The organism is Mesorhizobium sp. B2-8-3 (genome assembly GCF_006440815.1).
Lineage (GTDB): Bacteria > Pseudomonadota > Alphaproteobacteria > Rhizobiales > Rhizobiaceae > Mesorhizobium.
In genome coordinates this window covers 322,600-345,153 of record NZ_VFTW01000003.1, presented here as the reverse complement: position 1 = coordinate 345,153, position 22,554 = coordinate 322,600, and the positions used below count along the sequence as shown (strand labels likewise).

The 22,554-nt window shown below is 66.0% G+C and carries 15 protein-coding genes; 3 read left to right on the top strand and 12 right to left on the bottom strand.

Annotated elements, in window-relative coordinates; genetic code table 11:
• Window positions 1–4 precede the first annotated feature (4 nt).
• The 4 genes from FJ418_RS06930 to FJ418_RS06915 all read right to left on the bottom strand — a co-directional run bounded on the left by FJ418_RS06930 (window position 5) and on the right by FJ418_RS06915 (window position 9,903).
• A complete protein-coding gene (locus FJ418_RS06930) occupies window positions 5–3,223 on the bottom strand; it encodes an efflux RND transporter permease subunit (RefSeq protein WP_140864447.1) in 3,219 nt (1,072 codons plus the stop codon).
• Window positions 3,220–6,321, bottom strand: coding sequence for a multidrug efflux RND transporter permease subunit (locus FJ418_RS06925; RefSeq protein WP_140864619.1), 3,102 nt, complete (start codon window positions 6,319–6,321; stop codon window positions 3,220–3,222). Before FJ418_RS06925 ends, FJ418_RS06930 begins: the two co-directional genes overlap by 4 nt.
• 29 nt (window positions 6,322–6,350) lie before the next feature.
• A complete protein-coding gene (locus tag FJ418_RS06920) occupies window positions 6,351–7,868 on the bottom strand; it encodes an efflux RND transporter periplasmic adaptor subunit (protein ID WP_246682960.1) in 1,518 nt (505 codons plus the stop codon).
• A 616-nt stretch (window positions 7,869–8,484) separates the two neighbouring features.
• On the bottom strand, window positions 8,485–9,903 hold the full coding sequence (locus FJ418_RS06915; protein ID WP_140864443.1) for an FAD-binding oxidoreductase: 1,419 nt from the start codon (window positions 9,901–9,903) through the stop codon (window positions 8,485–8,487).
• A 448-nt stretch (window positions 9,904–10,351) separates the two neighbouring features.
• Between FJ418_RS06915 and FJ418_RS06910 the strand changes: the two genes are divergently transcribed.
• From FJ418_RS06910 to FJ418_RS06900, 3 genes are all read left to right on the top strand, one after another.
• Window positions 10,352–11,392: a 2OG-Fe(II) oxygenase family protein gene (locus tag FJ418_RS06910; RefSeq protein ID WP_140864441.1), complete on the top strand. Its 1,041-nt coding sequence runs from the start codon at window positions 10,352–10,354 to the stop codon at window positions 11,390–11,392.
• A gap of 27 nt (window positions 11,393–11,419) precedes the next feature.
• Window positions 11,420–13,060, top strand: a complete 1,641-nt coding sequence (locus FJ418_RS06905) for an ABC transporter substrate-binding protein (RefSeq protein WP_140864439.1) — start codon at window positions 11,420–11,422, stop codon at window positions 13,058–13,060.
• Between the two features lie 101 nt (window positions 13,061–13,161).
• The gene (locus FJ418_RS06900) at window positions 13,162–13,944 is read left to right on the top strand and encodes a glucose 1-dehydrogenase (RefSeq protein ID WP_140651720.1); all 783 of its coding nucleotides are present in this window, start codon (window positions 13,162–13,164) and stop codon (window positions 13,942–13,944) included.
• 348 nt (window positions 13,945–14,292) lie between these two features.
• On the opposite strand, the gene FJ418_RS06895 is transcribed toward FJ418_RS06900, so the two are convergent.
• From FJ418_RS06895 to FJ418_RS06860, 8 genes are all read right to left on the bottom strand, one after another.
• Complete coding sequence (locus FJ418_RS06895; protein WP_246682959.1) at window positions 14,293–15,258, bottom strand: sugar-binding protein; 966 nt, start codon at window positions 15,256–15,258, stop codon at window positions 14,293–14,295.
• 78 nt (window positions 15,259–15,336) lie between these two features.
• Entirely contained in the window at window positions 15,337–16,341 is a 1,005-nt protein-coding gene (locus tag FJ418_RS06890) for an ABC transporter permease (protein ID WP_140864437.1), read from the bottom strand.
• A 20-nt stretch (window positions 16,342–16,361) separates the two neighbouring features.
• Complete coding sequence (locus FJ418_RS06885) at window positions 16,362–17,102, bottom strand: ATP-binding cassette domain-containing protein (protein ID WP_140864435.1); 741 nt, start codon at window positions 17,100–17,102, stop codon at window positions 16,362–16,364.
• Window positions 17,099–18,058 carry an ROK family protein gene (locus FJ418_RS06880; protein WP_140864433.1) on the bottom strand — a complete coding sequence of 320 codons (960 nt, stop codon included), beginning with the start codon at window positions 18,056–18,058 and terminating at the stop codon, window positions 17,099–17,101. The genes FJ418_RS06885 and FJ418_RS06880 overlap by 4 nt, the downstream gene beginning before the upstream one ends.
• Window positions 18,055–18,873 carry an alpha/beta hydrolase gene (locus FJ418_RS06875; RefSeq protein WP_140864431.1) on the bottom strand — a complete coding sequence of 273 codons (819 nt, stop codon included), beginning with the start codon at window positions 18,871–18,873 and terminating at the stop codon, window positions 18,055–18,057. Before FJ418_RS06875 ends, FJ418_RS06880 begins: the two co-directional genes overlap by 4 nt.
• Window positions 18,870–19,697 carry a sugar phosphate isomerase/epimerase gene (locus FJ418_RS06870; RefSeq protein WP_140864429.1) on the bottom strand — a complete coding sequence of 276 codons (828 nt, stop codon included), beginning with the start codon at window positions 19,695–19,697 and terminating at the stop codon, window positions 18,870–18,872. Before FJ418_RS06870 ends, FJ418_RS06875 begins: the two co-directional genes overlap by 4 nt.
• Window positions 19,697–20,776 carry a Gfo/Idh/MocA family oxidoreductase gene (locus FJ418_RS06865; RefSeq protein WP_140864427.1) on the bottom strand — a complete coding sequence of 360 codons (1,080 nt, stop codon included), beginning with the start codon at window positions 20,774–20,776 and terminating at the stop codon, window positions 19,697–19,699. The genes FJ418_RS06870 and FJ418_RS06865 overlap by 1 nt, the downstream gene beginning before the upstream one ends.
• A 573-nt stretch (window positions 20,777–21,349) precedes the next feature.
• Window positions 21,350–22,507, bottom strand: a complete 1,158-nt coding sequence (locus tag FJ418_RS06860; protein WP_140864425.1) for an ROK family transcriptional regulator — start codon at window positions 22,505–22,507, stop codon at window positions 21,350–21,352.
• Window positions 22,508–22,554: the final 47 nt, after the last annotated feature.

Genomic DNA, 22,554 nt, shown 5'->3' with positions numbered 1-22,554 from the left:
GGGATCACTCCGCCGGCGCGAGTCGCAGCGATGGCTTCCTCGCGCTGAGACGGTCGAGATAGAGATAGACGACCGGCGTCGTGTAGAGTGTCAGCAACTGCGAGACGATGAGGCCGCCGACGATCGCCGCGCCGAGCGGCTGGCGCAGTTCCGCGCCCGTGCCGGTCTCGATCGCCAGCGGCAGCGCGCCGAGCAGCGCCGCGAAGGTCGTCATCATGATCGGCCGGAAGCGCTGGACGCTGGCCTTGTGGATGGCCTCGCGGGACGAGAGCCCTTCCTGGCGCTCGGCCTGCAAGGCCATGTCGATCATCATGATGGCGTTCTTCTTGACGATGCCGATCAACAGGATGATGCCGATCAGCGAGATCACGTCGAACTCCATGCCGGTGACGATGAGCGCGAGCAGCGCGCCGATGCCCGCCGAGGGCAGCGTCGACAGGATGGTGATCGGGTGGACATAGCTTTCATAGAGCACGCCGAGCACGACATAGATCGTGGCAAGCGCGGCTGCGATCAAAAGCAATTCGTTGAGCAGGTTGGCGCGGAAGGCGAGCGCTGTGCCGGCCAACGAGCCATGGATCGTGACCGGCATCTTCAGCTCGGCCATGGCGCGGTCGATCGCGGCCGAGGCGTCGCCGAGCGTCGCGCCGTCGGCGAGATTGAACGAAATGGTCGTGGCGACGAAATGGCCCTGGTGGTTGACCGATAAAGGCATGGTCGCCGGTCCATAGGTGCTGAAGGCGGCCAACGGCACCATTTTTTCGGCGGAGGTGCTGACCGCCGCGCCGCTCGAGGCGCTGCCATGGCCGGTGACGGCGATGGCGTTGGTGGCCTGGTTCCGCAGCGAGCCCGTCAGGCTGCCGGCCAGCGCGTTGGTCTGCTGCGTGCCGCTGGCCGCGGCGCCCGAGGTGCTGACATAGATGCCGTTCAGCGCGCTCGGATCCTGCAGATAGCGCGGCGCCACCTCCATGACGACATGATACTGGTTGCGGGCATTGAAGATGGTCGACACCTGGCGCTGGCCGAAGGCGTCGTAGAGCGTGGCGTCGATGCTGGCCGGGGTCAGGCCGAGACGCGCAGCGCTCTCGCGATCGACCGTGATGTTGGTTTCGAGCCCGGCCTCGTCGCGGTCGGAGTTGACGTCGGTGAGCTCCGGCGACTGCTTGAGGAGATTGACCAGCTTCGGCGTCCATTCGTCGAGATCAGCGGTGGTATCGGCCTGCAGCGTGTACTGGTAGGTCGCAAGGCTCTGGCGGCCGCCGACCCTGATCTCCTGGCGCGGATTGAGGAAGAGCTGCGCGCCGGGCAACTGCCCGAGCTGCGCGCGCAGCCGGGTCAGCACCATTTGCAGCGGCGCCCGCTCGCCCTTCGGCTTCAGCGCGACCTGGACGAAGCCGGAATTGGTCTGCCGGCCGCCGATATAGCCGACCACGTTCTCGACCGCCGGGTCGCTCTTGAGGATCGATTCCAGCCGCTCGAATTTCTGGCGCATCAGCTGGAAGGAGATAGCCTGGTCGGCGCGCAGGCCGCCCATCAGCTCGCCGGTGTCCTGCTGCGGGAAGAAGCCCTTCGGCACCACCGTATAGAGATAGACGTTGAAGACGATGGCCGCGAGAAGCACCACCAGCATGATTTCCGAATTGTCGAGCGACCAGGCCAGCGAGCGGCCATAGATGGCGCGGACGCGTTCGAAGACGCCTTCGCCGAAGCGGGCAAGGATCGAGCGTCCGGTCGACGGGCTCGCGCCCGGACGCAGGAAATGCGCGCACATCATCGGCGTCACCGTCAGCGACAGGACGAGCGAAATCGCGATCGAGAGCGACAGCGTCAGGGCGAATTCCTGGAACAGGCGGCCGAGTATGCCGCCCATCAGGAGGATCGGCAGGAAGACGGCGACCAGCGAGGCGCTCATCGACAGCACCGTGAAGCCGACTTCCCTGGCGCCGACCAGCGCCGCCCTGCCGCACGGCATGCCGTCCTCGATGTGGCGCGTGATGTTTTCCAGCACCACGATGGCATCGTCGACGACAAAGCCGGTGGCGATTGTGAGCGCCATCAGCGACAGATTGTCGAGCGTGAAGCCGAGCAGGTACATGGCGCCGAAAGTGCCGAGGATCGAGACGACCAGCGCGACGCTCGGGATCAGCGCCGCCCGCCAGTCGCGCAGGAAGCAGAACACCACGAGGATGACGAGCAGCACCGCCAGCACCAGCGTCAGCTCGGTGTCGTGAAGCGAGCCGCGAATGGTGGTCGAGCCATCGGTGGCGATGCCGAGCCGCGCGTCGGCCGGCACGGAGGCCTGCAGCGTCGGGATCAGGGCCCGGACGCGGTCGACGGTCTCGATGATGTTGGCGTTGGGCTCGCGGTAGAGCACCAGAAGCACCGCCGGCTCGCCATTGGCGAGGCCGAGATTGCGCACGTCCTCAACGGAATCCTCGACATCGGCGATGTCGCGCAGCCTGACCGCCGCATCGTTGCGCCAGGCAATCACCAAATCGCGAAAATCGGCGGCATGGCTCGCCTGGTCGTTGGTGTAGAGCTGGTAGCGCAGCGCGCCGTCTTCCTCGAAACCTTTCGGGCTGCGCGCATTGGCCGAGGCAAGGGCTGCGCGCACATCCTCCAGGCCGATGCCGTAGTGGAACAGCGCGCCGGGATTGAGCTCGACCCGCACCGCCGGCAGCGACGAGCCGCCGAGATCGACATTGCCGATGCCCTCGACCTGCGACAGGCGCTGCTGCAGCACGGTCGCGGCGGCATCGTAGAGCTGGCCGGGCGTCAACGTGCGCGAGGTCAGCGCCAGGATCATCACGGGCGAGTCGGCGGGATTGTATTTGCGATAGGTCGGGTTGCTGCGCAGGTCCGACGGCAGGTCGGCGCGCGCGGCGTTGATGGCGGCCTGGACGTCGCGCGCCGCGCCGTTGATGTCGCGGTCGAGGTCGAATTGCAGCACGACATTGGTCGAGCCGGTGCCGGAGCGCGAGGTCATCTCGGAGACGCCGGCGATCTGGCCGAGATGGCGCTCCAGCGGCGCCGCGACATCGGTCGCCATCGTGTCGGGGCTCGCGCCCGCCATCGAGGCCTGCACCGAGATGGTGGGGAAATCGACCTTGGGCAAAGGCGCCACGGGCAAATTGAAATAGGCGATCAGGCCGGCGGCGGCGAGGCCGATCGCGAGCAGCGTCGTGGCGACCGGCCGCGCGATGAACGGGGCCGAGAGGTTCACGGCGCGGACCCGCCGGCGGAGGCTTCGACGACGCCGGCGCCGCGCCGCGTCAGCCGGTCGAAGGCAAGATAGATGACCGGCGTGGTGAACAGCGTCAGCACCTGGCTGACGATCAGGCCGCCGACGATGGTGATGCCGAGCGGCTGGTGCAATTCCGAGCCGGCCAGGCCGCCAACCAGAAGCGGCAGCGCGCCGAAGAGCGCGGCGAACGTCGTCATCAGGATCGGGCGGAGCCTGAGCAGGCACGCCTCGTAGATCGCCTCGCGCGGATCGAGCCCCTGCAGCCGCTCTGCCTGCAGCGCGAAGTCGATCATCATGATGGCGTTCTTCTTGACGATGCCGACGAGCAGCACGATGCCGATGATGCCGATGACATCGAGGTCATGGCCGGCGAGCATCAGCGCGACCAGCGCGCCGACGGTTGCCGAGGGCAGCGTGGACAGAATGGTCAGCGGATGGATGAAGCTTTCGTAGAGCACGCCGAGCACGACATAGACAGTGGCGACCGCCGCCAGCACCAGAAGCAACTCGTTGGACAGCGAGCTCTGCAGCGCAAGGGCGGCGCCCTGGAAGCCGGTCGTCAGGCCGGCGGGCGGCCGCATGTCCTTCTCGGCGACGGTGATCGCCGCGGTGGCATCACCGAGCGAGACGCCGGGGGCAAGGTTGAACGAAATGGTCGCGGCCGGGAATTGCGCCAGGTGGTTCACCAGCAGCGGCGCCCGCCGGACATTGATGCTGGCGATCGCCGACAGCGGCACCTGGCCGGCGCCCGAGGACGGCAAATAGATCGAGCCCAGCGAGGCCGGCGTCTGACCGACCGACGGATCGGCTTCGAGGATGACGCGGTATTCGTTCGACTGGGTGAAGATGGTGGAGATGATGCGCTGGCCGAAGGCGTCGTAAAGCGCATTGTCGACCGTTGCCGGCGTGATGCCGAAGCGCGCCGCCGTGGCGCGGTCGATGGTGACGTCGACGGCAAGCCCGCTCTGCTGGCTGTCGCTGGCGACATCGGCGAGTTCGGGAAGCGCCGTGAGCCTGTCGGTCAGCTTGGTCGTCCATGCCGCCAGCTCGACCGGATCTGAATCCTGCAGCACATACTGGTATTGCGAAGCGCTGATCGTGGAATCGACCGTCAGGTCCTGCACCGGCTGCATGTGCAGCGCGATCCCGGTGACTTGGGCCGTCTCCTGCGTCAGCCGGCGGATGATGGCGCTGGCGTCGTCAGTGCGCTCGTCGCGCGGTTTCAGATTGATCAGCATGTGGCCGCTGTTGGCGGTCATGTTCTGGCCGTCGACGCCGATGAAGGACGACAGGCTGGCGACATCGGGATCCTTCAGGATGGCATCGGCCAGCGCCTGCTGGTGCGCCGCCATGTCGGCATAGGAAGCCGAGCCCGCCGCTTCGGTGATGGCCGAGATGGCGCCGGTGTCCTGCACGGGGAAGAAGCCCTTCGGGATGGCGATGTAGAGATAGACGGTGAGCGCCAGCGTTGCGACCGCCACCAGCAATGTCAGCGCCTGGCGGTCGAGCACCCAGCGCAGCGCAGCGCCATAGCCATTGGCGACCGCGTGGAAGGCGCCCTCGCTCCAGCGCGACAGCGCGCCCGGCCTGCGCTCGGCCGGCGGCTTCAGGAGCCTGGCGCAGAGCATCGGCACCAAGGTCAGCGAGACGATGGCCGAAATGACGATGGCGATGGCTAGAGTGATGGCGAATTCGTGGAACAGGCGGCCGACGACGTCGCCCATGAACAGAAGCGGGATCAGCACCGCGATCAGCGAAACGGTGAGCGAGATGATGGTGAAGCCGATCTGAGCCGAGCCTTCGAGCGCGGCGGTCACCGGATCGTCGCCATGCTCGATGAAGCGCGAGATGTTCTCGATCATGACGATGGCGTCGTCGATGACGAACCCGGACGCGATGGTGAGCGCCATCAGGGACAGATTGTCGAGGCTGAAGCCCCACAGATACATCACCGCGAAAGTGCCGACCAAGGAGAGCGGCACCGACAGGCTGGGGATGATCGTCGCCGGGATGTTGCGCAGGAACAGGAAGGTGACGAGGACGACCAGCAGCGCCGCCATCGCCAGCTCGAACTGGACGTCGTCGACCGAGGCGCGGATGGTGGTGGTGCGGTCGGTCAGCGGCTCGACGCTGAGCGCCGCCGGCAGGCCGGCGCGCAATTGCGGCAGCAGCGCCTTCACGCCGTCGACGACGCGGATGACATTGGCGCCCGGCTGGCGCTGGATGTTGAGGATGATTGCCGGCGTGCGGTTTTCCCAGGCGCCCAGCCTGGAATTCTCGGGGCCTTCGATGATGTCGGCCACCTCGCCCAGCCGCACCGGCGCGCCGTTGCGATAGGCGATCACCATGTCGGCATAGGTCTTGGGATCGGCGACCTGGTCGTTGGCGTTGATGGTGTAGGAGCGCGCCGGCCCGTCGAAGCTGCCCTTCGGCGTGTTGACGTTGAGCGTGCCGATGGTGGTGCGCAGATCGTCGATATTGAGGCCCATGGCGGCCAGCGCCTTGAGCTTCACCTGCACGCGCACGGCCGGCCGCTCGCCGCCGGAGATGCTGACCAGACCGACGCCGGGAAGCTGCGATATCTTCTGCGCCAGCCGGGTCTCGGCATAGTTCTCGACTTGCGTCAGCGGCAGCGTCTTCGAGGTGATCGCCAGCGTCAGGATCGGCGCGTCGGCCGGGTTGACCTTGGCGTAGATCGGCGGCGCCGGCAGGTCGGCGGGCAGAAGATTGCCCGACGCGTTGATCGCCGCCTGCACCTCCTGCTCGGCGATGTCGAGGCTGAGGTCGAGGCTGAAGCGCAGCGTGATGACCGAGGCGCCGGCGGAAGAGCCCGACGACATCTGCTCCAGCCCAGGCATCTGGCCGAACTGGCGCTCCAGCGGTGCCGTGACCGAGGTCGTCATCACCTCGGGGCTGGCGCCGGGATAGAAGGTCTGAACCTGGATCGTCGGATAGTCGACCTCGGGCAAAGCCGAGAGCGGCAGGAACATGTATGCGATCATGCCGACGATCAGGATGGTCGCCATGATAAGCGTGGTGGCCACCGGCCGCAGGATGAACGGCCGCGACGGGTTCAACCAGCCGGAGACGAGGCCGCTCGGCGTGCTCATTGGCCCTGGCCGCTGTCGCCGCCATTGCCGCCGCTGCCGGCATTGGCGCCGCCGTCGCGGCGATGGTGGCGGTGATGCTTACGGCCGGAAGCATCGCCCGATGCGTCCGCGCCCTCGCCTGCCCGGCCGCCCTGGCCATTGGTGGCCGCGGGGGCGTTGCCGGAATTGGCGGGCGTGTTGCCGGAGCTGGCCGGCGGCGTGCCGGCAGCCGGGCTGCTCGCCCCAGCTGCTTGCGGCTGCGCGGGCGCGGCGCCGGCGGCCGGCGCTGTTCCCGAGGCTGGCGCGACATCGTCGGGCACGGTGACCTTGGCCCCGTCCTTCAGCCGGTCGACGCCGTCAACCACGACCTTGGAGCCCGGCGCCAAACCGGAGAGCAGCTGCGTGACGGTGGCGTTGCCCGGGCCGAGCGTAACGGTCTTCACCGAAACCGTGCTGTCGTCGTTGAGCTGGTAGACGAAGGTGCCTGGCGCGCCGTGCTGGATGGCCGCGTTGGGCAGCACGCTGACGCCGGTCAGCGTGCGCACCAGCAGATGCACGTTGACGAACTGGTTGGGATAGAGCACGCCATCGGTGTTGGGGAAGACGGCGCGCAGCTTCACCGTGCCGGTGGTCGGATCGATCTGGTTGTCGATCGTCTGCAGCGTGCCTTCGGCGATCTCTTTGGTGTCGTTGCGGTCGAACAAGGTGGCTTTGAGCCCGGCATTGCCATGCGTCTGCTCCAGCACTTGCGCCAGGCTGTCCTCGGGCAGCGAGAACAGCACCGAGATCGGCTGCATCTGAGCGATCACCGCGATGCCGGTGGCGTCGCCCGGCGTGACGTAGTTGCCCTGGTCGATGAGGCGCAGGCCGATGCGGCCGTCGGCGGGCGCGGTGATATGGCTGTTGGCGATGTTGACCTGGACGGCCTCGATCTGCGCCTGGTCGGACATCACCGTCCCCTCGTCGGACTGCACCGTCGCGTGCTGCAGGTCGACCGCCTGCTGGGTGATGGCGTTGGAGGTGAGCTTCAGGTCGCGGTCGAGGTCGAGCTTGGCATCGGCAAGCAGCGCCTGGTCATGCTCCAGCTGGCCCTGCCATTGATGCAGCGAGGCGTTCAGCGTGCGGTCGTCGATCTGGGCGAGGAAATCACCCCTCTTCACATTCTGGCCCTCGGTGAAGCCGATCTGGGTGATCTGGCCGCTGACCTGCGCGCGAACCGTCACGGTCGAGAGCGGGGTGACGGTGCCCAGCGCCTCGAGCACGATCGGAATATCGGCCTGCGCCACGGGCGCAACGGCAACCGGCTGGGCAAGATCGCCGCCGCGGAAACGGCCGCCACGGTGGCCGCCTTGCTGCTGAACCTGAACAGGATGCAGCCAGAACGCGACCCCGGCCGCCGCAACGACCAAGAGCAGCGCGACGATCCAGCCGCGCCGCGAGCGGCGCGCGACCGGCGGCCGGACCTCGGCCAGCGGCTCGCTCGGGGGCGCGGGCACATTGCGGCGCTTGCGCCTGCTGACGACTTCGTCGTCCACTTCTCTCACCTGTCCTTCGAGCCGCATCCAGGAAGGTCCGCCGCGCAGAGCCGCTCGTCGAACCGTCGCCGATCGCGCCGTCAGACATGCCCAAGGCAGGTACAATAGCGCGATCCTATTCGAAGCATAGGCGCGCGGATTTTATCGTGCAATTCCGGCAGACATTAAATTCCTGTAAGAAATTGAATGGGTTAGAGCCATAAATCAGCTTCGTCTCCGCGAGAAAAAGCGGCAATTTTCAAGGACGAAATTGGGGGCTTCTCATCGCCTTTAGACAAATGGCCACAAGGTCTTAGGAGGTCAGCACAAACGGCTGACGGCGGCGCGCTGCTGCGGCGTAGCGGCTTCACGACCAACTCCGGATCGCCGAGACGATTCTCGCGAAGGTGTGAATATCTGCCAGCCGCGAGCGTACGAAACGCGGGCGAGGAACCAAGATCGCGCATTAGCGTTGCCTCACATAGCAACATTTTGGAGATCGTCATGCTGCGAGGCGGATTGCTTTGGCTTATCGGGATACCTTTGCCCGTCATCCTTATTCTTTGGCTGCTCGGTTACTTGCACTAGCAGCGTAACCTGCCTGCGCGGCACAAGTCGCGCAGGCGCCAAAACCAGTCTATCTGCGATCGTTCATCCGCTGGCGAGGCAAGGCCTCGATCTCTTCGGCCGACAAATGCTTCACCTCGTTCCAGAAACGCGATTTCGCCGAGTTGAGCAGGCCGTCCGGGTCGAGCCGCTTCTTCCACGCCAGATGTTTGAAATCCGGCTTCATGCTGCCGCCTTCGACATAGGGAACATGCGGGTTTGAAGTGCCCAGTCCATGCGCTTCATAGATGGCTGTGATTTCCGTCAGGCGCGCGTCGTCGGTGTAGCGCAGGATCGGCAAGTCGAAGGCGACCAGCCGGTCGTCGAGCAGCGCGAATTCGTGATGCATCAGCACCTCGTCGCCGAAGATTTCCTGCAACGGCTCTATCAGGCCGCTATCGAGCGGCGCAGGACAAGTCACCTGCAGGTTGGTGACAGTGCGGTCCTGCTTCAGCACCTGCAGCGTGGTGTGGTTGTAGGAAAATTCGGAGAGCGCCGGCAGGCCGGAGGCAGCGATGCCGTCCGCGTCGAGGTCGATCTCGACCGTGCCGCCATGGTCGCGCAGCGCATCGCGAACCGCCGCCGCATCCGGCTCGGCGACGATGACGATGGCGAGATCGCGCCGGCGCCTTGCGAGTTCCCCGAGCTTGGTTATCGAAGCCGCGATGCGGCCGTCTATCGTTGTCAGCAGCTTGAGGTTCAGCGAGCGCGCGTTGCCGAGCGCGATGCCGGCCTCGAAGGCCTGCCGATAGGTGTCGAACGAGGCGATGATGTTGCGCCAGCGCGGCGACGCGATGGTGCCGAGCGTCACCTCGGTGATGACGCCGTTCAGCCCCCAGGCATGATGGATGGCGAGGATTGCGGGGCCGGTGAAGACGTGGCGTTCCGGTTGCCTCTCCATCGACAGCACCGTGATCGCCTGGATGTTCCTGCCATCGCGCAGCATGCCGTGACGGATCGAGCCGATGCCGCCGGAGCCGCCGGCGATGAAACCGCCAATGGTGGCAATGGCTTCGGTCGAGGGCACGATCGGCAGCTCGCGGCCGTGGCGCCCGAGTGCGGCGTTGATATCGCCGATGCGGGCGCCGGCCTCGGCGCGCACCGTGTCGGCACCGATTTCCAGCACGCGCGAGATGCCAGTCATGTCGACGATCAGCCCGCCATCCACCGGCACCGCCTGGCCGTAATTGCCGGTGCCTCCGCCCCGGATGACGATAGGCACCCGCCATTCGGCGGCCACAGCCAGGCAGCGCGCCAGTTCGTCCAGCGTAATCGGCGCGGCGACGAGATCGCCGAAACAGGACGACAATTCACGGCTGAGGATCGGGCTGTACCAGAAGAAATCGCGCGAGCGCTTCTTCACGATCGAGGGCGTGTCGAACGTCTCGATGCCGCCCAGCGCCCGGGCAAAGGCCTGCCAGTCGATGTCGTTCTTGCCTGAGATGGACATGAACGCCCTCGCCTAACGTTGGTTCGCAGCGAAGCGAACACGTGCCAATGGGCGTCCGCGAAAATCACAGTTGGTTGGATCGATACGGCTTTCGTCGAGCATCTCGCTTCTCCGCCGGTCGCGCTGCGACCTGTCGAATTGCGGCTCGTTCCCTTGAAAGCCCTGTGCCATGGGGTGGCGCGACTGTCGTTCAGGCCGGACGGTCTGTCAACCGCCAGCCCACGCTTGACAAAGCTGCCTGCCTGTTGGACGTTTCTTCCCACCATGGCACCGGGTTCGAGCCGCTTTTCTCCGACCGGCAAGGCGTCGGAACGAAACGGATCGCGATGCCAGGCAATCCAGAAATCCTTCCAGACAATGAGCAAGGGCCGCGCCTCATGGCGTGCTCGCGCCTGTCGGCGGATTCGACTGCGGCACGCCCGGTCCCAAGCATCGCAAGGATCATGAGATGAGCGACGACACCACCGGGGGCATCCCCGCCATCGACATCGCGCCGCTGTTCGGCCCGCCGTCGCCTGCCCGCGACGAGGCAGACCGCCAGATATTCGCCGCCGCCTCCGGCATCGGCTTCATGACCGCACGCGGCTTTCTCGGCGCGGAGCTTTTGACGCGCGAGCGGCGCGGCGAGTTGCTGAAGATCTTCGACTTGCCGGACGCGGAAAAGCAGAAGCTGCTGCGCTGGAATTTCGATCCGTCGAAATCGAACTATTATCGCGGCTGGTTCCCGCTGCAGCCGACCGCGGTGTCCTGCAAGGAAGGCATCGACATGGGGCCGGACATCGCGCATGCCGACGCCGAATTCGCGGCCGACGATCCGCTGCTCGAACGCACGCCGCTGCCGGCCGAGAACGATGTTCCAGGATGGAAGGCGGCGGCAGCGCATTACTACCGCTCGATGGAAAAGGTCGGCGCGGCGCTGATGGCCTCGATCGCGCGCAGCCTCGGGCTCGAGGACGACATTTTCGACGGCCATTTCCAGGGCGGCATCTCGACGCTCAGGCTGATCCGCTATCCGCTGCGCACCGAGGACGGCGCGGTCGACCTGTCGAAGCCTGAATATTCAGTCATGCACAAGGGCGAGCGGCGGCTGGTCATCGGCCGCGAGCATGCCGATTCCGGCTTCGTGACGCTGCTGGCGCAGGACGGCGTCGAAGGCCTGCAGGCCAGGAACCATGCCGGCGAGTGGATCGACGTGCCGCCCGCAGACGGCACGCTGGCAGTGAATTTCGGGCAGTTGCTGGAGCGCTGGACGGGCGGTGTGGTGCAGGCGACGCGCCACCGGGTGATCGCGCCGAAGACGGCGCGCTACTCCATCCCCTTCTTCTACGAGCCACGCGTCGACGCCGAGATCGCGCCGCTGCCGATCACGGGCGCCAGCGATTTCGCGCCATTCCTCTATGGCGACTATCTGTGGGAGTCGGCGACCAACTTCGTCGAGATGGCCGGCGTCAAGACTTTGCGGAAGCCAAGGCGGGTGGCCGCCGCCTGAGCGCACCAACCAACAGGGGACCAAACAATGAGTACCGAAACGCGCAAATTGCCGTCCATCCTCGGCGGATGGGAGGCCGCGGTGAGACAAGGCAGGGTCGATCGTCGCGAGTTCCTGGCGGTGGCCAGCGCGCTCGGCGCCTCCACCTCGGCGGCCTATGCGATGGCATGCCTTGCCGCTCCGACCGAAGCACGAGCCGACGAGCCGAAGCGCGGCGGCGTGCTGAAAGTTGCGATGCTGGTGCCGGGGCTGAAGGATCCGCGCACGTTCGATTCCTCCGATCTCGGCAATATCGGCCGGCAGTTCCTCGAGCCACTGGTGCGCTACACGGAAACCTTCACCTTCAAGCCGATGCTTGCCGAGCGCTGGGAGGTGAATGACGACGCCACCCGCTACACGCTCTATCTGCGCAAGGACGCGACCTGGAACAATGGCGATGCCTTCGGCGCCGACGACGTGATCTTCAACTTCAATCGCTGGTGCGATACCGCGGCCGCCGGCAATTCGATGGCGCGGCGCTTTGCCGGCCTCACCGAGGGCGACAGCGGCAGGCTGCGCGCCGGCGCCATCGAGAAGGTCGACGACCACACGGTCGTGCTCAACCTCTCGGCGCCGGACGTGACAGTGATCCCCAATCTCGCCGATTATCCGGCGCTGCTCGTTCATCGCGATTTCGACGCCAGCGGCGGCGATCTCGCCAAGCATCCGATCGGCACCGGCGCCTTCGAATTGGTCTCGCTCGATGTCGGCCAGCGCGCGGTGTTCAAGCGCCGCGCCACCGGCAAATGGTGGGGCGGCGAAGCGCTGCTCGACGGCATCGAGATGATCGATTACGGCGTCGATCCCAACGCGCTGGTCAGCGCCTTCGAGGCCGGCGAGGTGCATACCAATCTCGACAGCAATGGCGACTTCATCGCGGTGTTCGACGGCATGGGGCTGACCAAGAGCGAGATCCTGTCGGCCTCGACCGTGGTCGCCCGCGCCAATGCGGCGACCGCGCCCTATAGCGATGAACGCGTGCGGCGCGCGCTGCAGCTTGCGGTCGACAATTCGGTGGTGCTGAAGCTCGGCCTCGCCGGCGCCGGCGAAGTGGGCGAGAACCACCATGTCTGCCGCATCCATCCCGAATATGCGGAGCTGCCGCCGATCAAGCGCGATCTCGACGAGGCCAAGCGCCTGATGACCGAGGCCGGCCAGATGGGCTACGAGCACGAGTTGTTCTCGATCGACGACGACTACCGCAAGAACACCGCCGACGCGATCGCTTCGCAGTTGCGCGAAGCCGGCTTCAAGGTGAAGCGCACTGTGCTGCCGGCCTCGACCTACTGGAACGGCTGGGCGAAATTCGCCTATTCGACCACCAACTGGGCGATGCGCCCGCTGGGCGTGCAGGTGCTGGCCCTCGCCTACCGCACGGGCGAGGCGTGGAACGAGAGCGGCTTCGCCTCGAAGGAATTCGACGCCAAGCTCGACGAGGCGCTGAAGACCGCCGATGTCGAGAAGCGCAAGGTGGTGATGAAGGACGTCGAGACGATCCTGCAACGGTCCGGCGTGATCATCCAGCCCTATTGGATGAAGCTTTATTGCCACTCGGCCAAGCAGGTGATGAACCGCCACGCACATCCGACATACGAATTGGACTTCACCGACGTGTGGCTCGCCGCTTGAGGCAGGCCGCAAAGGCGTGACCATGCTGGCCGACGCCTTGCGCTTGCTTGAGCTGTTGGGCAGGGTGACAATGCCCGTCGACACATCGATGAAGGTGCAAATTGCGTTCGACTGATTATCTCGGCCGTCTCTTCGGCCTCGAAGGCAGGCATGCCTTCATCACCGGCGCCAGCCGTGGGCTGGGCCTCGCCTTCGCGGAGGCGCTGGCCGCCGCCGGCGCGCGCGTCACCATAGGCGGCCGCAAGGCCGACGAGCTCAAAGCTGCCGGCGACAGGCTACGCGGCAACGGCTACACGGTCGCGGAGTCATTGATCGACGTCACCGACACGCAGTCGGTCGATGCGGCGATTGCGGCGAGCGAAGCCGGCACCGGGCCGATCGACATCCTGGTCAACAATGCCGGCATCCAGCGCCGCGCGCCGCTCGAGACTTTTTCCGATGCCGACTGGGACGCGCTGATGGCGACCAATCTCGACGGCGTCTTCAAGGTGAGCCGCGCCGCGGTGAAAGGTATGATCCAACGCCGCAAGGGCGTCATCATCAACGTGTCGTCGGTGCAGAGCGCGCTCGCTCGGCCCTCGATCGCGCCTTACGCGGCCAGCAAGGGGGCGATCACCATGCTGACCAAGTCGATGGCCGGCGAATGGGGCGAGCACGGCGTGCGCGTCAACGCCATCGCGCCGGGCTATTTCAAGACCGAGCTGAATGCCGCACTGGTCGCCGACGAGAAATTCTCCACCTGGCTCACCGGCCGCACGCCGATGCGGCGCTGGGGCGATGTCGAGGAACTGGCGGGCGCCGCGGTGTTCCTGGCGTCGGACGCCGCGAGTTTTGTCACTGGACAGACGCTGCTGGTGGATGGCGGGATCACGAGCGTGCTTTGATGGCCGCTTCCGCCGCATGGCGATGCAGGAAATTCGGCAAGGCGACGGCCACGGCATCGAGGCGTCGATGTTCACCGCGTCCTCGATGGTCTCGGCAATCGCCGGAATCCCGAATTCGGCGGCGAGCTCGCCGGGTGTCTCTTTGTTGCGGCCATAGATCGCCGCCACGTCGACCCTGGCATCGCCGAGCAATGCGGGAAGGTGGGCCGCCGCACGATCATTCCGGTGCCGAGGACGGCAAGCCTGAGCTTCTTCACCGCGCCATCTTGGAAAGGGCCGGCGGGATTCCCGCCGGCCCGTCTAAAGATCAGTTCTTGCCGCAGGTATCGGCCATGTCGGGCGTGCACTTTACGAAGCCGGTGTCGATATAGGGCGGCACGTCTTGCCCTGCTTCAGGTCATGCAGGGCCTCGATCGACTTGTAGCCCATATTGTACGGGCTCTGGCCGACAAGGTAGTGGGCAAGCCCATCCTTGAGCAGCGGCAGTTGGGGTGCGAAGGCGTCGCCGAAGGAGATGACGAGGTCCTTGGAATCGACGCGGTCCTTCACCCGCCCGACCGCCTGCCGGTAGGCCGACGGCGCATATTGCGCCCAGCCGCCGACGGCGACGAAAGCGTCGAGCTTGGGATTGGCGACCAGCACGTCGTTCATCTGCTGGGCGGCGAGGCTGATGTTGTCATTGTTGTAGATCGGGCAGCCGTCGACCTCGGTCCAGCCGTTCTCGCCGGCAAGGCGCTTCACCGGCTTGTCCTTGGAAACGTTGGCCAGCGTGTCGCGAATGCCCTGGACGCGCAGGTCGAGATTGAGCGAGCCGGCCGTGCCGGTCTGGATGCAGACCGTGCCGCCCTTCGGCTTGTATTCGACGACCTTCTTGGCCAGCTCGACGCCGAAATTGTAGTTGTCGGTGCCGATGAAGGTCGAGCGCAGGCCGGCGTCTTCCTGCAGCAGATCACCATCGAAGGTCACGATCGGGATGCCGGCCGCCTTTGCTTTTTCCAGCAGCCTGGCCACGGATTTCGGATTGGTGGCGGACACCGCGATGCCGTCGACGCCCTTGGTCAGCACGTCGTTGATGACCTGAAGCTGCTGAGCCTCGTTCACCTCCGACGGACCGATATAGTAGCACTCGACGCCGAGGTCCTTGGCGGCCTTCTCGCAGCCCTCCTTGACCGGGGCGCTGAAGACGTCGTTCACCGTCTTGACGATCACCGCATAGGTCTCGGCCAAAGCCGGCGCCGCGTTGATGCCCGCGGCGAATGCCGCCGCGATCACCGTCGCGCCCATTTGGGCGGTCAGTCTGTCGATGCTTCTCATGGTTTTCTCCTCTCTGATGTTATGTGCACGAAAGTGCGCGAACCTTCCGGACAGGCCATCTGGCTGACCGGACCGGTCCTAGGCGCGGCTGGAGCGGAACCGTTCAAGCAGTACCGCGAACAGGATGAAGAGGCCGACGAAGGTGCCCTGCCAGAACGGGTTCACGCCGGCGAGCAGCAGGGCGTTGCGGATCACCTCGATCAGCACCGAGCCGATGACGGCGCCGAAGGACGTGCCGAAGCCGCCGAGCAGATTGGCGCCGCCGATGACGGTCGCGGCGATGACCTGCAGCTCCTGGCCCTGGCCGAGCGCGTTGGTGGCGGCCCCCATCCAGCCGACGAGGAAGATCGCCGTCATGCCGGTCATGGCGCCGAGCAGCGCGTAGGTCGAAACCTTGACGCGATCGACCGGGATGCCGGAAAGACGCGCGGCATTTTCATTGCCGCCGATGGCGCGCACGTAGCGACCCCATTTGGTCATCGACAGCAGCCACTGCATGACGACGGCCGAAACGATCACCGCCCACAGCACGTTCGGCACGCCGAGGAAGGAGCCGCTGCCAAGCGCCAGCAGCGTGTCGCCGGCGCGGCCGAAATCGTAGACGACCTGGTTGTTGGTGACGACCAGCGTCTGCGAACGCACGAGGCTCATCATGCCGAGCGTGACGATGAAGGGCGGCAGCTTCAGGTACGAAACCAGCGCCCCATTGACGATGCCCACGAAGGCGCCGACGAGAAGCACGAACAACACGACTACGGCGAAAGGGTAGCCGCTGGCGCAGAACAGGCCGAGCAGGACGCCGGTCAGGCCCAGCGTGGAGCCGACGGAGATGTCGATGCCGCCGGTCATGATCACCGGCGTCATGCCGATCGCCATAAGCGCGGTGAAGCAGAAATTCTGCAGTATGTTGGCCATGTTGGCGCCGGTGAGGAAGCGCGGCGCGATCATGCCCACCACGGCGCCGATGATCAGCACCGCGATGACGATCCAGAATTCCTGGCTGCGCAGCATCTCGCCGAGCTTGCTGCGTTCCGACAGGTTGAAGACCGAATCCAGGTTGCTGGCGTCCGGAGACTTGTTCATTCCATCCTCCCCTGTTGCCCTTAGGCCGCGGCCTTGGCGCCGACGATTAAGGCGGTGATTTCCTCGGGCGAGCTGGTCGAAGCGAGCTTGTTGGCGACCAGATGGCCGCGCCGCAGCACCATGATGCGCTCGCACACGCCGAACACGTCGGGCATGCGGTGCGAGATCAGGATGACGGCGACGCCGCGCTCCTTGAGGCGCTTGATCAGCGCCAGCACCTCGGCGACCTGGCGCACCGAGATCGCGGCGGTCGGCTCGTCCATCAGCACCAGCTTGGCGTCGGCCAGGCGGGTGCGGGCGATCGCGACCGCCTGGCGCTGGCCGCCCGACATGCGCTTGACCACGTCGCGCGGCCGCGTCTCCGACTGCAGCTCGCGGAACAGCTCGGCGGCGCGCTCGCGCATCTTGCGATGCTCGAGGAATTTGAACGGGCCGACCGAGCGCATGATCTCGCGGCCGAGGAAGACGTTGGCGGCGGCGCTCAGATTGTCGCAAAGCGCCAGGTCCTGGTAGACGATCTCGATGCCGGCGCGGCGGGCGTCGGACGGCTGGTTGAATTGCACCTCCTTGCCGTCGAACACCATCTTGCCGGACGAGGCCGGAAAGTTGCCGGCGATCATCTTGACCAGCGTCGACTTGCCGGCGCCGTTGTCGCCCATCAGGCCGACGATCTCGCCGGGCTCGATCTTGAACGACACGTCCTCGACGGCGTGGATAGCGCCGAACTGGCGCGAGATGCTCTTCAGCTCCAACAGGCTCATGGCAGGGACTCCCGTTCTTGCTCCGCTTCGGATGCAGGCATCGATCGAGCCGCGGCATAGTCGTCGGCGGCCTTGAGGCCGCCATAGAGGACGGCCCGCCAGCCGAGCCCGGCCCAGCGTAGGTCCATCGGGCGGCCCGTCTCGGCGAAGGGCGCCCGGAGCGCCACCAGTTCCTCCAATTGCCGGCGCGGAAATTCCTCGATCGCGCAGACCCCTCCTCCGAGCACGACCGTGGCCGGGGAAAACAGCGCCACCGCCGTGCCGATGGCGAGCGCCTGATCGCGCACGAACCGGTCGATGTCCGCACCAAGCCCGGGGATGCGCCGGGACTGGACAAAAACCTCGATGACGGGAACGCCGTGCCTGGCGGCGATCACTTCCAGAGCGCGGCCGGAGACGTAGGTCTCCAGGCAGTCCGTGCGCAGTCCTTCCAGGGTCCTGCCCTCATTGCCGAAAGGCATATGGCCGATCTCCAGCGCCCAGCCGCCGCCGCGAAAAGCCTCGCCGCCCTGCAGGAAAGCGCCGCCGACACCGGTGCCGAAGAACAGGCCAAGCACGCTGTCGGCGCCTTTCGCAGCACCCGCGATCACCTCGCCCGCCAGCACCAGCACGGAGTCGCGTTCGATCATGACGGGGAAGCCAAGCAGCGCGCCAAGCTCGCTCGCCAGATGATGGCCGTTGAGCTCGGGGACATTGCCGGCGAACAGAACGCGGTCGCCGTCGGTATCGATGAAGCCGGGAACGGTCGAGACCATCAGGTCGGGGGTGAGGCCCGCCTCGGCGCAGAACTCCCTGACGAGCCTGGCGAAGCTGCCGACGGGATCGGCGTTGCGCATCAAGGCGGACGGGAAGAGCCGCTCGCCGGCCTGCGGGACACGGTCGACGACCATGCCGCATTTGACCGAGGTGCCGCCGACATCGACGACCAGGATCGAGCGGATCGAGGCGCGTGTCATCGGTCGCCTCCCCTGTCCGAAAGGAAGTCTGCCAAGGCGTTCCGGAACTCGGCGACATAGGCCGCGCGATCGACCGTCTTCGACGTGATCTCGGCCAGCTGGGCGCCCGGGATGAGACCGGCCAGCTCGCGCGCATAGGAAAGCGGGTGGACGTAATCCTGGTCGTTGCCGATGATCAGCACCGGCTGCCGGATGGCCTCTATCCGGGCGCGGCTCACGCCCGGCCAATCGAGCGGAATGCGCGTCAGAAGCGCGATCGTGGTATCGGGCCGCGGCCGCTTGAAGAAACCGATGAGCGAGGCCGCGTTGTCCGCCGAGGCCGCAAGGACCTCAAGGAACTCCGGCGATACGCGAAAACGCTCCGCGCCTTCTTCGGCGCCGTATTTTTCGAGATATTGCGCCGCGACGTGATAGCCGTGCTGGCGCTCGATGGAAGGCGCGTCCACCCAGGCCGGCCGCGCCAGCACCAGCTTCGCCACGCGCGGAGCAGGAAAGCCTGCCAGCCGCAGCGCAATCGCCGCGCCCAGCGAGATGCCGCCGACCGCAGCCTGCTCGATGCCGAGATGGTCGAGCAGCGCCAGGGCATCCTCGGCGAACTGCGCGATCGACAGGCGCGACGGATCGCCAAGCGCGGAGGCGCCGTGGCCCCGGCACATCAGCGTGACGCGTTGCAGACCGGTGTCTTCGGGAAACACCTCGACCGGCTGGTCGAGAGGCGCGCCGAGCCCGTGCTGCCAAAGCACCGGGTATCCTTTGCCCGCGACATCGAAGGCAAGCGCACAGCCGTCAGCGGTGGTGAAGGTGCCGGCGGTCATGACACGTCCTCAAGAAGCGTGCGCAGAGCCGCGCCCGACGCGGCCGCATCCTTATGCTCGAAGCCATGCGCGACGACCGCCTGGCCGTAGCCGCAGGAGCGCAGCAGCCGCAGGAACCAGTGGAGGTCGACGGCGCCGGCGCCGGCGGCGACAACCATACCGGCCCGGTCGATGTCCTTGGCATGCGCCAGGATGATGTGCTCGCCGAGCAGGTCCACCGCCTCTTCCATGACGCGGGCCTGATCGTTCAGTCTGTCGCCGACGAGATTGGCGGCGTCGAGGATGATGCCGAGGCGCGGGCTCCTGACCTCGTCGAGGATCCGCCGCGCGAGAACGGCGTCGGCGACGACATTGCCGGGCTCGGGCTCGATACCGAGCCTGACGTCGTGCTTCTCGGCAAGCTCGAGCGCCACATCGAGCTCGGCGCGCAGATCGGCCCAGGCGGCCGGCGAGGCGTTGTCGGGGTGGGCTGCCCACATGTCGTCGGCGTTGCGCGAGCCGGTGCACAGCGTCACGATCGGCGCGCCAAGCAGCGGCGCGGCGGCGACGACATTGGCGAAGCGGGCGCGGGCGGCACGGCGCACAGCCGCATCGGGGTGAGCCATGTTGTAGGTGCCGGAGAGGCCGGCAATCGCCAGGTCCTGCGCGCGGGCGGCTTCGGCGAAGGCCGTGAGCTCGGCGGCCGGAACGGTGTCCGGAAGGCTGGCCAATCCCAGGCATGACAGGTTGAACTGCATGCCCTCATAGCCGTCTTGCCCGATCGCCCAGAGCAGCTGGTCGACGGGGCCGAGCGGATAGGTCCGGGCAAAGATTGCGGGATACATCAGACCGGCCCCGAGGCGTCCGCCAGATCGACGTGCTTGCCGCTGCGGACTGACTGGCCGATCGCCACCATGGCGCGGATGGAAGCGACGCCGTCCTCGATCGAGGCACCGTTCATCGGCACGCCGGTGAGCACGACGTCGGCGAAGCCTTCGAGCTGGCGGCGATAGAAATGCCCGTCGGCGCCCAGTACGCGCTCGGAGGAAGCGCTGCTCTCGCGGAAGATGTCGACCTCGCTCGACTTGTAGTACCAGGGATTGAAGATCTTGCCGATGGCGCTGCCGTTCTCGCCATAGAGCTGGAAGCCTTCGTGCCAATCCATCCGGACCGGCAGCGTCAGATCGAGATGGCCGAGCGCGCCATTTTCGAATTCCGTGTCCACGAACCAGCAATGGGCGCCGAAGCGTTCGAGCAGGCGTGCCTGCACCGACTTGATCGGCCCCGCCAGATAGCGCGCGAGATCGACCAGATGGCTGCCATGCGCCAGCATGAAATAGCGCTGGCGGTCGGCCTTCTGGTCGCCGGCCGGCTTCAGCGCCTTGGCGCCGGTCCTTGGCACCGGCTGCACCGCATCGGTCATGGTGTAGCGATGGGTGGAATCGCAGTACCAGGCCTTCAACGCCAGCAGCGAGCCCATCTCCTTGGTGGCGAATTCGTGCGCTGCCTGGATGCCAGGATCGAAACGCAGCATATGGCCGATCTGCAGCACCAGGCCGGTGCGCTCGACATGACCTCTCAGCTCCTCCGCCTCCTCGACCGACATGGCGATCGGCTTTTCGCAAAGAACGTGCTTGCCGGCCGAGAGAGCCTTGATCGCCGCCGGAACATGGAAGGCATCTGAAATGCCGATGACGATCGCCTCGACCTCGGGATCGGCGAGCATGCGGTCATAGTCGTTGTAGATGCTTGTCGCGTCGTAGAAGGAGCCGAACCGCCGCGCCAGATCGACATCGGCGTCGCAGACGGCCTGGAGGACGACGTTCCTGCCCTTCTGCGCCGATTCCAGATGCGCGAATTGCGAGATCGGGCCGCAACCGAGGATACCGATGCGCAGACAACAGGCGTCTTTCTTGACGGGCACAGGCTCGCTCCCTGATATTTGTTTTTGTCTTATACAAAAACAAATATCACAAACCGCCCCGCGTCAAGGCGCTTGATTGGGATTTCTGCGATGGCTGGTTTGCAGGATGCGACGATGGATCGACTTCGCATGGTCGCGGTCGGCGCTAGTGCTTTGAGTTGGCTCCCCAAAATGGACTGTCGCAGCGCCCCGCTGTTCGCCAGTGCGTGCAAGAAAAAACCTTGGAAATGACAGCCAGTTCCTCAGCACAGGGACTGGATTTTCACCGTCGATTTCCGTGGAATCAGCGCAAACGCCGGAGATTGGCGGAAGCCTCCCCAACGTCGTCATCCCTGGGCGGAGCAGCCGCGAAGCGGCGTCGTGGGGACCCTGGGATCCATTCGGTTACTTTGATCGAAGAACGTAGCGGAGCAGAATTCTGGACCGCAGCAGCGCTCATGAGTCACGGAATGGATCCTCGGGTCTGCGCGCGTCGCTACGCTCCTTGCTCCGCCCGTGGATGACGAGGCCGGACCGGTTCGGCCAATCTCCAAGGCATACCACCTGCCAACGCAGACATAGCCGACTGGGAAACTACCGCGTGCTGGCCTCGAGGTCCGGGAGAGCGAAAAGCGTGTCGCGGATGGTCGCCGCCGCGCCGATCGCGGCGCCATCGGCGCCGAACTGCGCCACCCTGATCTCGGGCATCGCGAAGCCCGCCAGAAGCCGCCTCTTGATATCGGCCTGGATGCGCCGGCCGAGCTTGGGATAGAGGCCGGCCAGCGGGCCGCCGAGCACGATGCGCCCCGGGTCGAGCAGATGGATGGCGTTGACGAGGCCGGCGGAAAGGCCACTGACCCAGGCGTCGAGCGCGGCGTCCACGTCCTTGCTGCCGACATTGGCAAGCAGCATCTGGACGCCGTCGGCCACCGGCTGGCCCTCTTCGAAAAGCCGCGTGAAATGCTTGGCGCCGGCCAGCATCTCGAACGTATCGACGCGGCCGCCGGCCGAAACGATGGTGTGGCCGATTTCGCCGGAGTAACCGTGCCCGCCCATCACGACACGGCCGTCATCGATGATGGCGCCGCCGATGCCCTCGGCCAGGAGAACGACCAGCATGCTGCCGGCCTTGGCCGTGGCGGAGGCGGCAAGCTCGGCATTGGCGAAGGCGAAGGCGTCGTTGCAGACCATGACCGACCAGTCGGCCGGCGACTTGGCCGTCAGTTCCGCCTGCAGGGGATAGTTGCGCCATTCCAGGAACGGCGCATGCACCACGCTGCCGTCGCGGCCGACGAGGCCCGGCACCGAAATGCCGATGCCCTCCACCTTGTCCTGCAGAGCGGGATTTTCGTTGAGCAGCCTCTCGATCAGGGAGAGCAGCCTTGCCGATATATGCCCGGCGTCGCGGTAGCGCGGACCGGTCGGCTCGACGATGCGGCTGACGACATTCATCTGCAGGTCGAGCAGCACCCCGGTCAAGGAACGCGTGCCGACATCGGCGCCGACAAAATACGCCCCCGAAGGGTTGAGCGACACGCCCACGCCCGGACGACCCTTGCGCGTTTCGGGGGACATTTCGGCGCTCTCGACGACAAGGCCGGCATCGAGCAGGACGCGCATGGCGTTGCCGATCGTGGCCCTTGTCAGGCCGAGCTGGCGGGCCATGTCGGCGCGCGAGAGCTGCCGGCCGTTTTGCAGCAGTCTCAGGCAACGCCTGGCGTTGATATGGCGCAGTAGGCTTGTCGTATTCAAGGCGACGTCTTCAGTTTGGGACCCGAGCAAATAGCATCCGGCGCCAG

What these genes read in the sequence shown, in the direction of transcription:
- FJ418_RS06915 (WP_140864443.1), bottom strand. Translation starts at nt 9,903, where the DNA reads ATGTCCATCTCAGGCAAGAACGACATCGACTGGCAGGCCTTTGCCCGG.
- FJ418_RS06910 (WP_140864441.1), top strand. Translation starts at nt 10,352, where the DNA reads ATGAGCGACGACACCACCGGGGGCATCCCCGCCATCGACATCGCGCCG.
- FJ418_RS06905 (WP_140864439.1), top strand. Translation starts at nt 11,420, where the DNA reads ATGAGTACCGAAACGCGCAAATTGCCGTCCATCCTCGGCGGATGGGAG.
- FJ418_RS06895 (WP_246682959.1), bottom strand. Translation starts at nt 15,258, where the DNA reads ATGAGAAGCATCGACAGACTGACCGCCCAAATGGGCGCGACGGTGATC.
- FJ418_RS06890 (WP_140864437.1), bottom strand. Translation starts at nt 16,341, where the DNA reads ATGAACAAGTCTCCGGACGCCAGCAACCTGGATTCGGTCTTCAACCTG.
- FJ418_RS06885 (WP_140864435.1), bottom strand. Translation starts at nt 17,102, where the DNA reads ATGAGCCTGTTGGAGCTGAAGAGCATCTCGCGCCAGTTCGGCGCTATC.
- FJ418_RS06880 (WP_140864433.1), bottom strand. Translation starts at nt 18,058, where the DNA reads ATGACACGCGCCTCGATCCGCTCGATCCTGGTCGTCGATGTCGGCGGC.
- FJ418_RS06875 (WP_140864431.1), bottom strand. Translation starts at nt 18,873, where the DNA reads ATGACCGCCGGCACCTTCACCACCGCTGACGGCTGTGCGCTTGCCTTC.
- FJ418_RS06870 (WP_140864429.1), bottom strand. Translation starts at nt 19,697, where the DNA reads ATGTATCCCGCAATCTTTGCCCGGACCTATCCGCTCGGCCCCGTCGAC.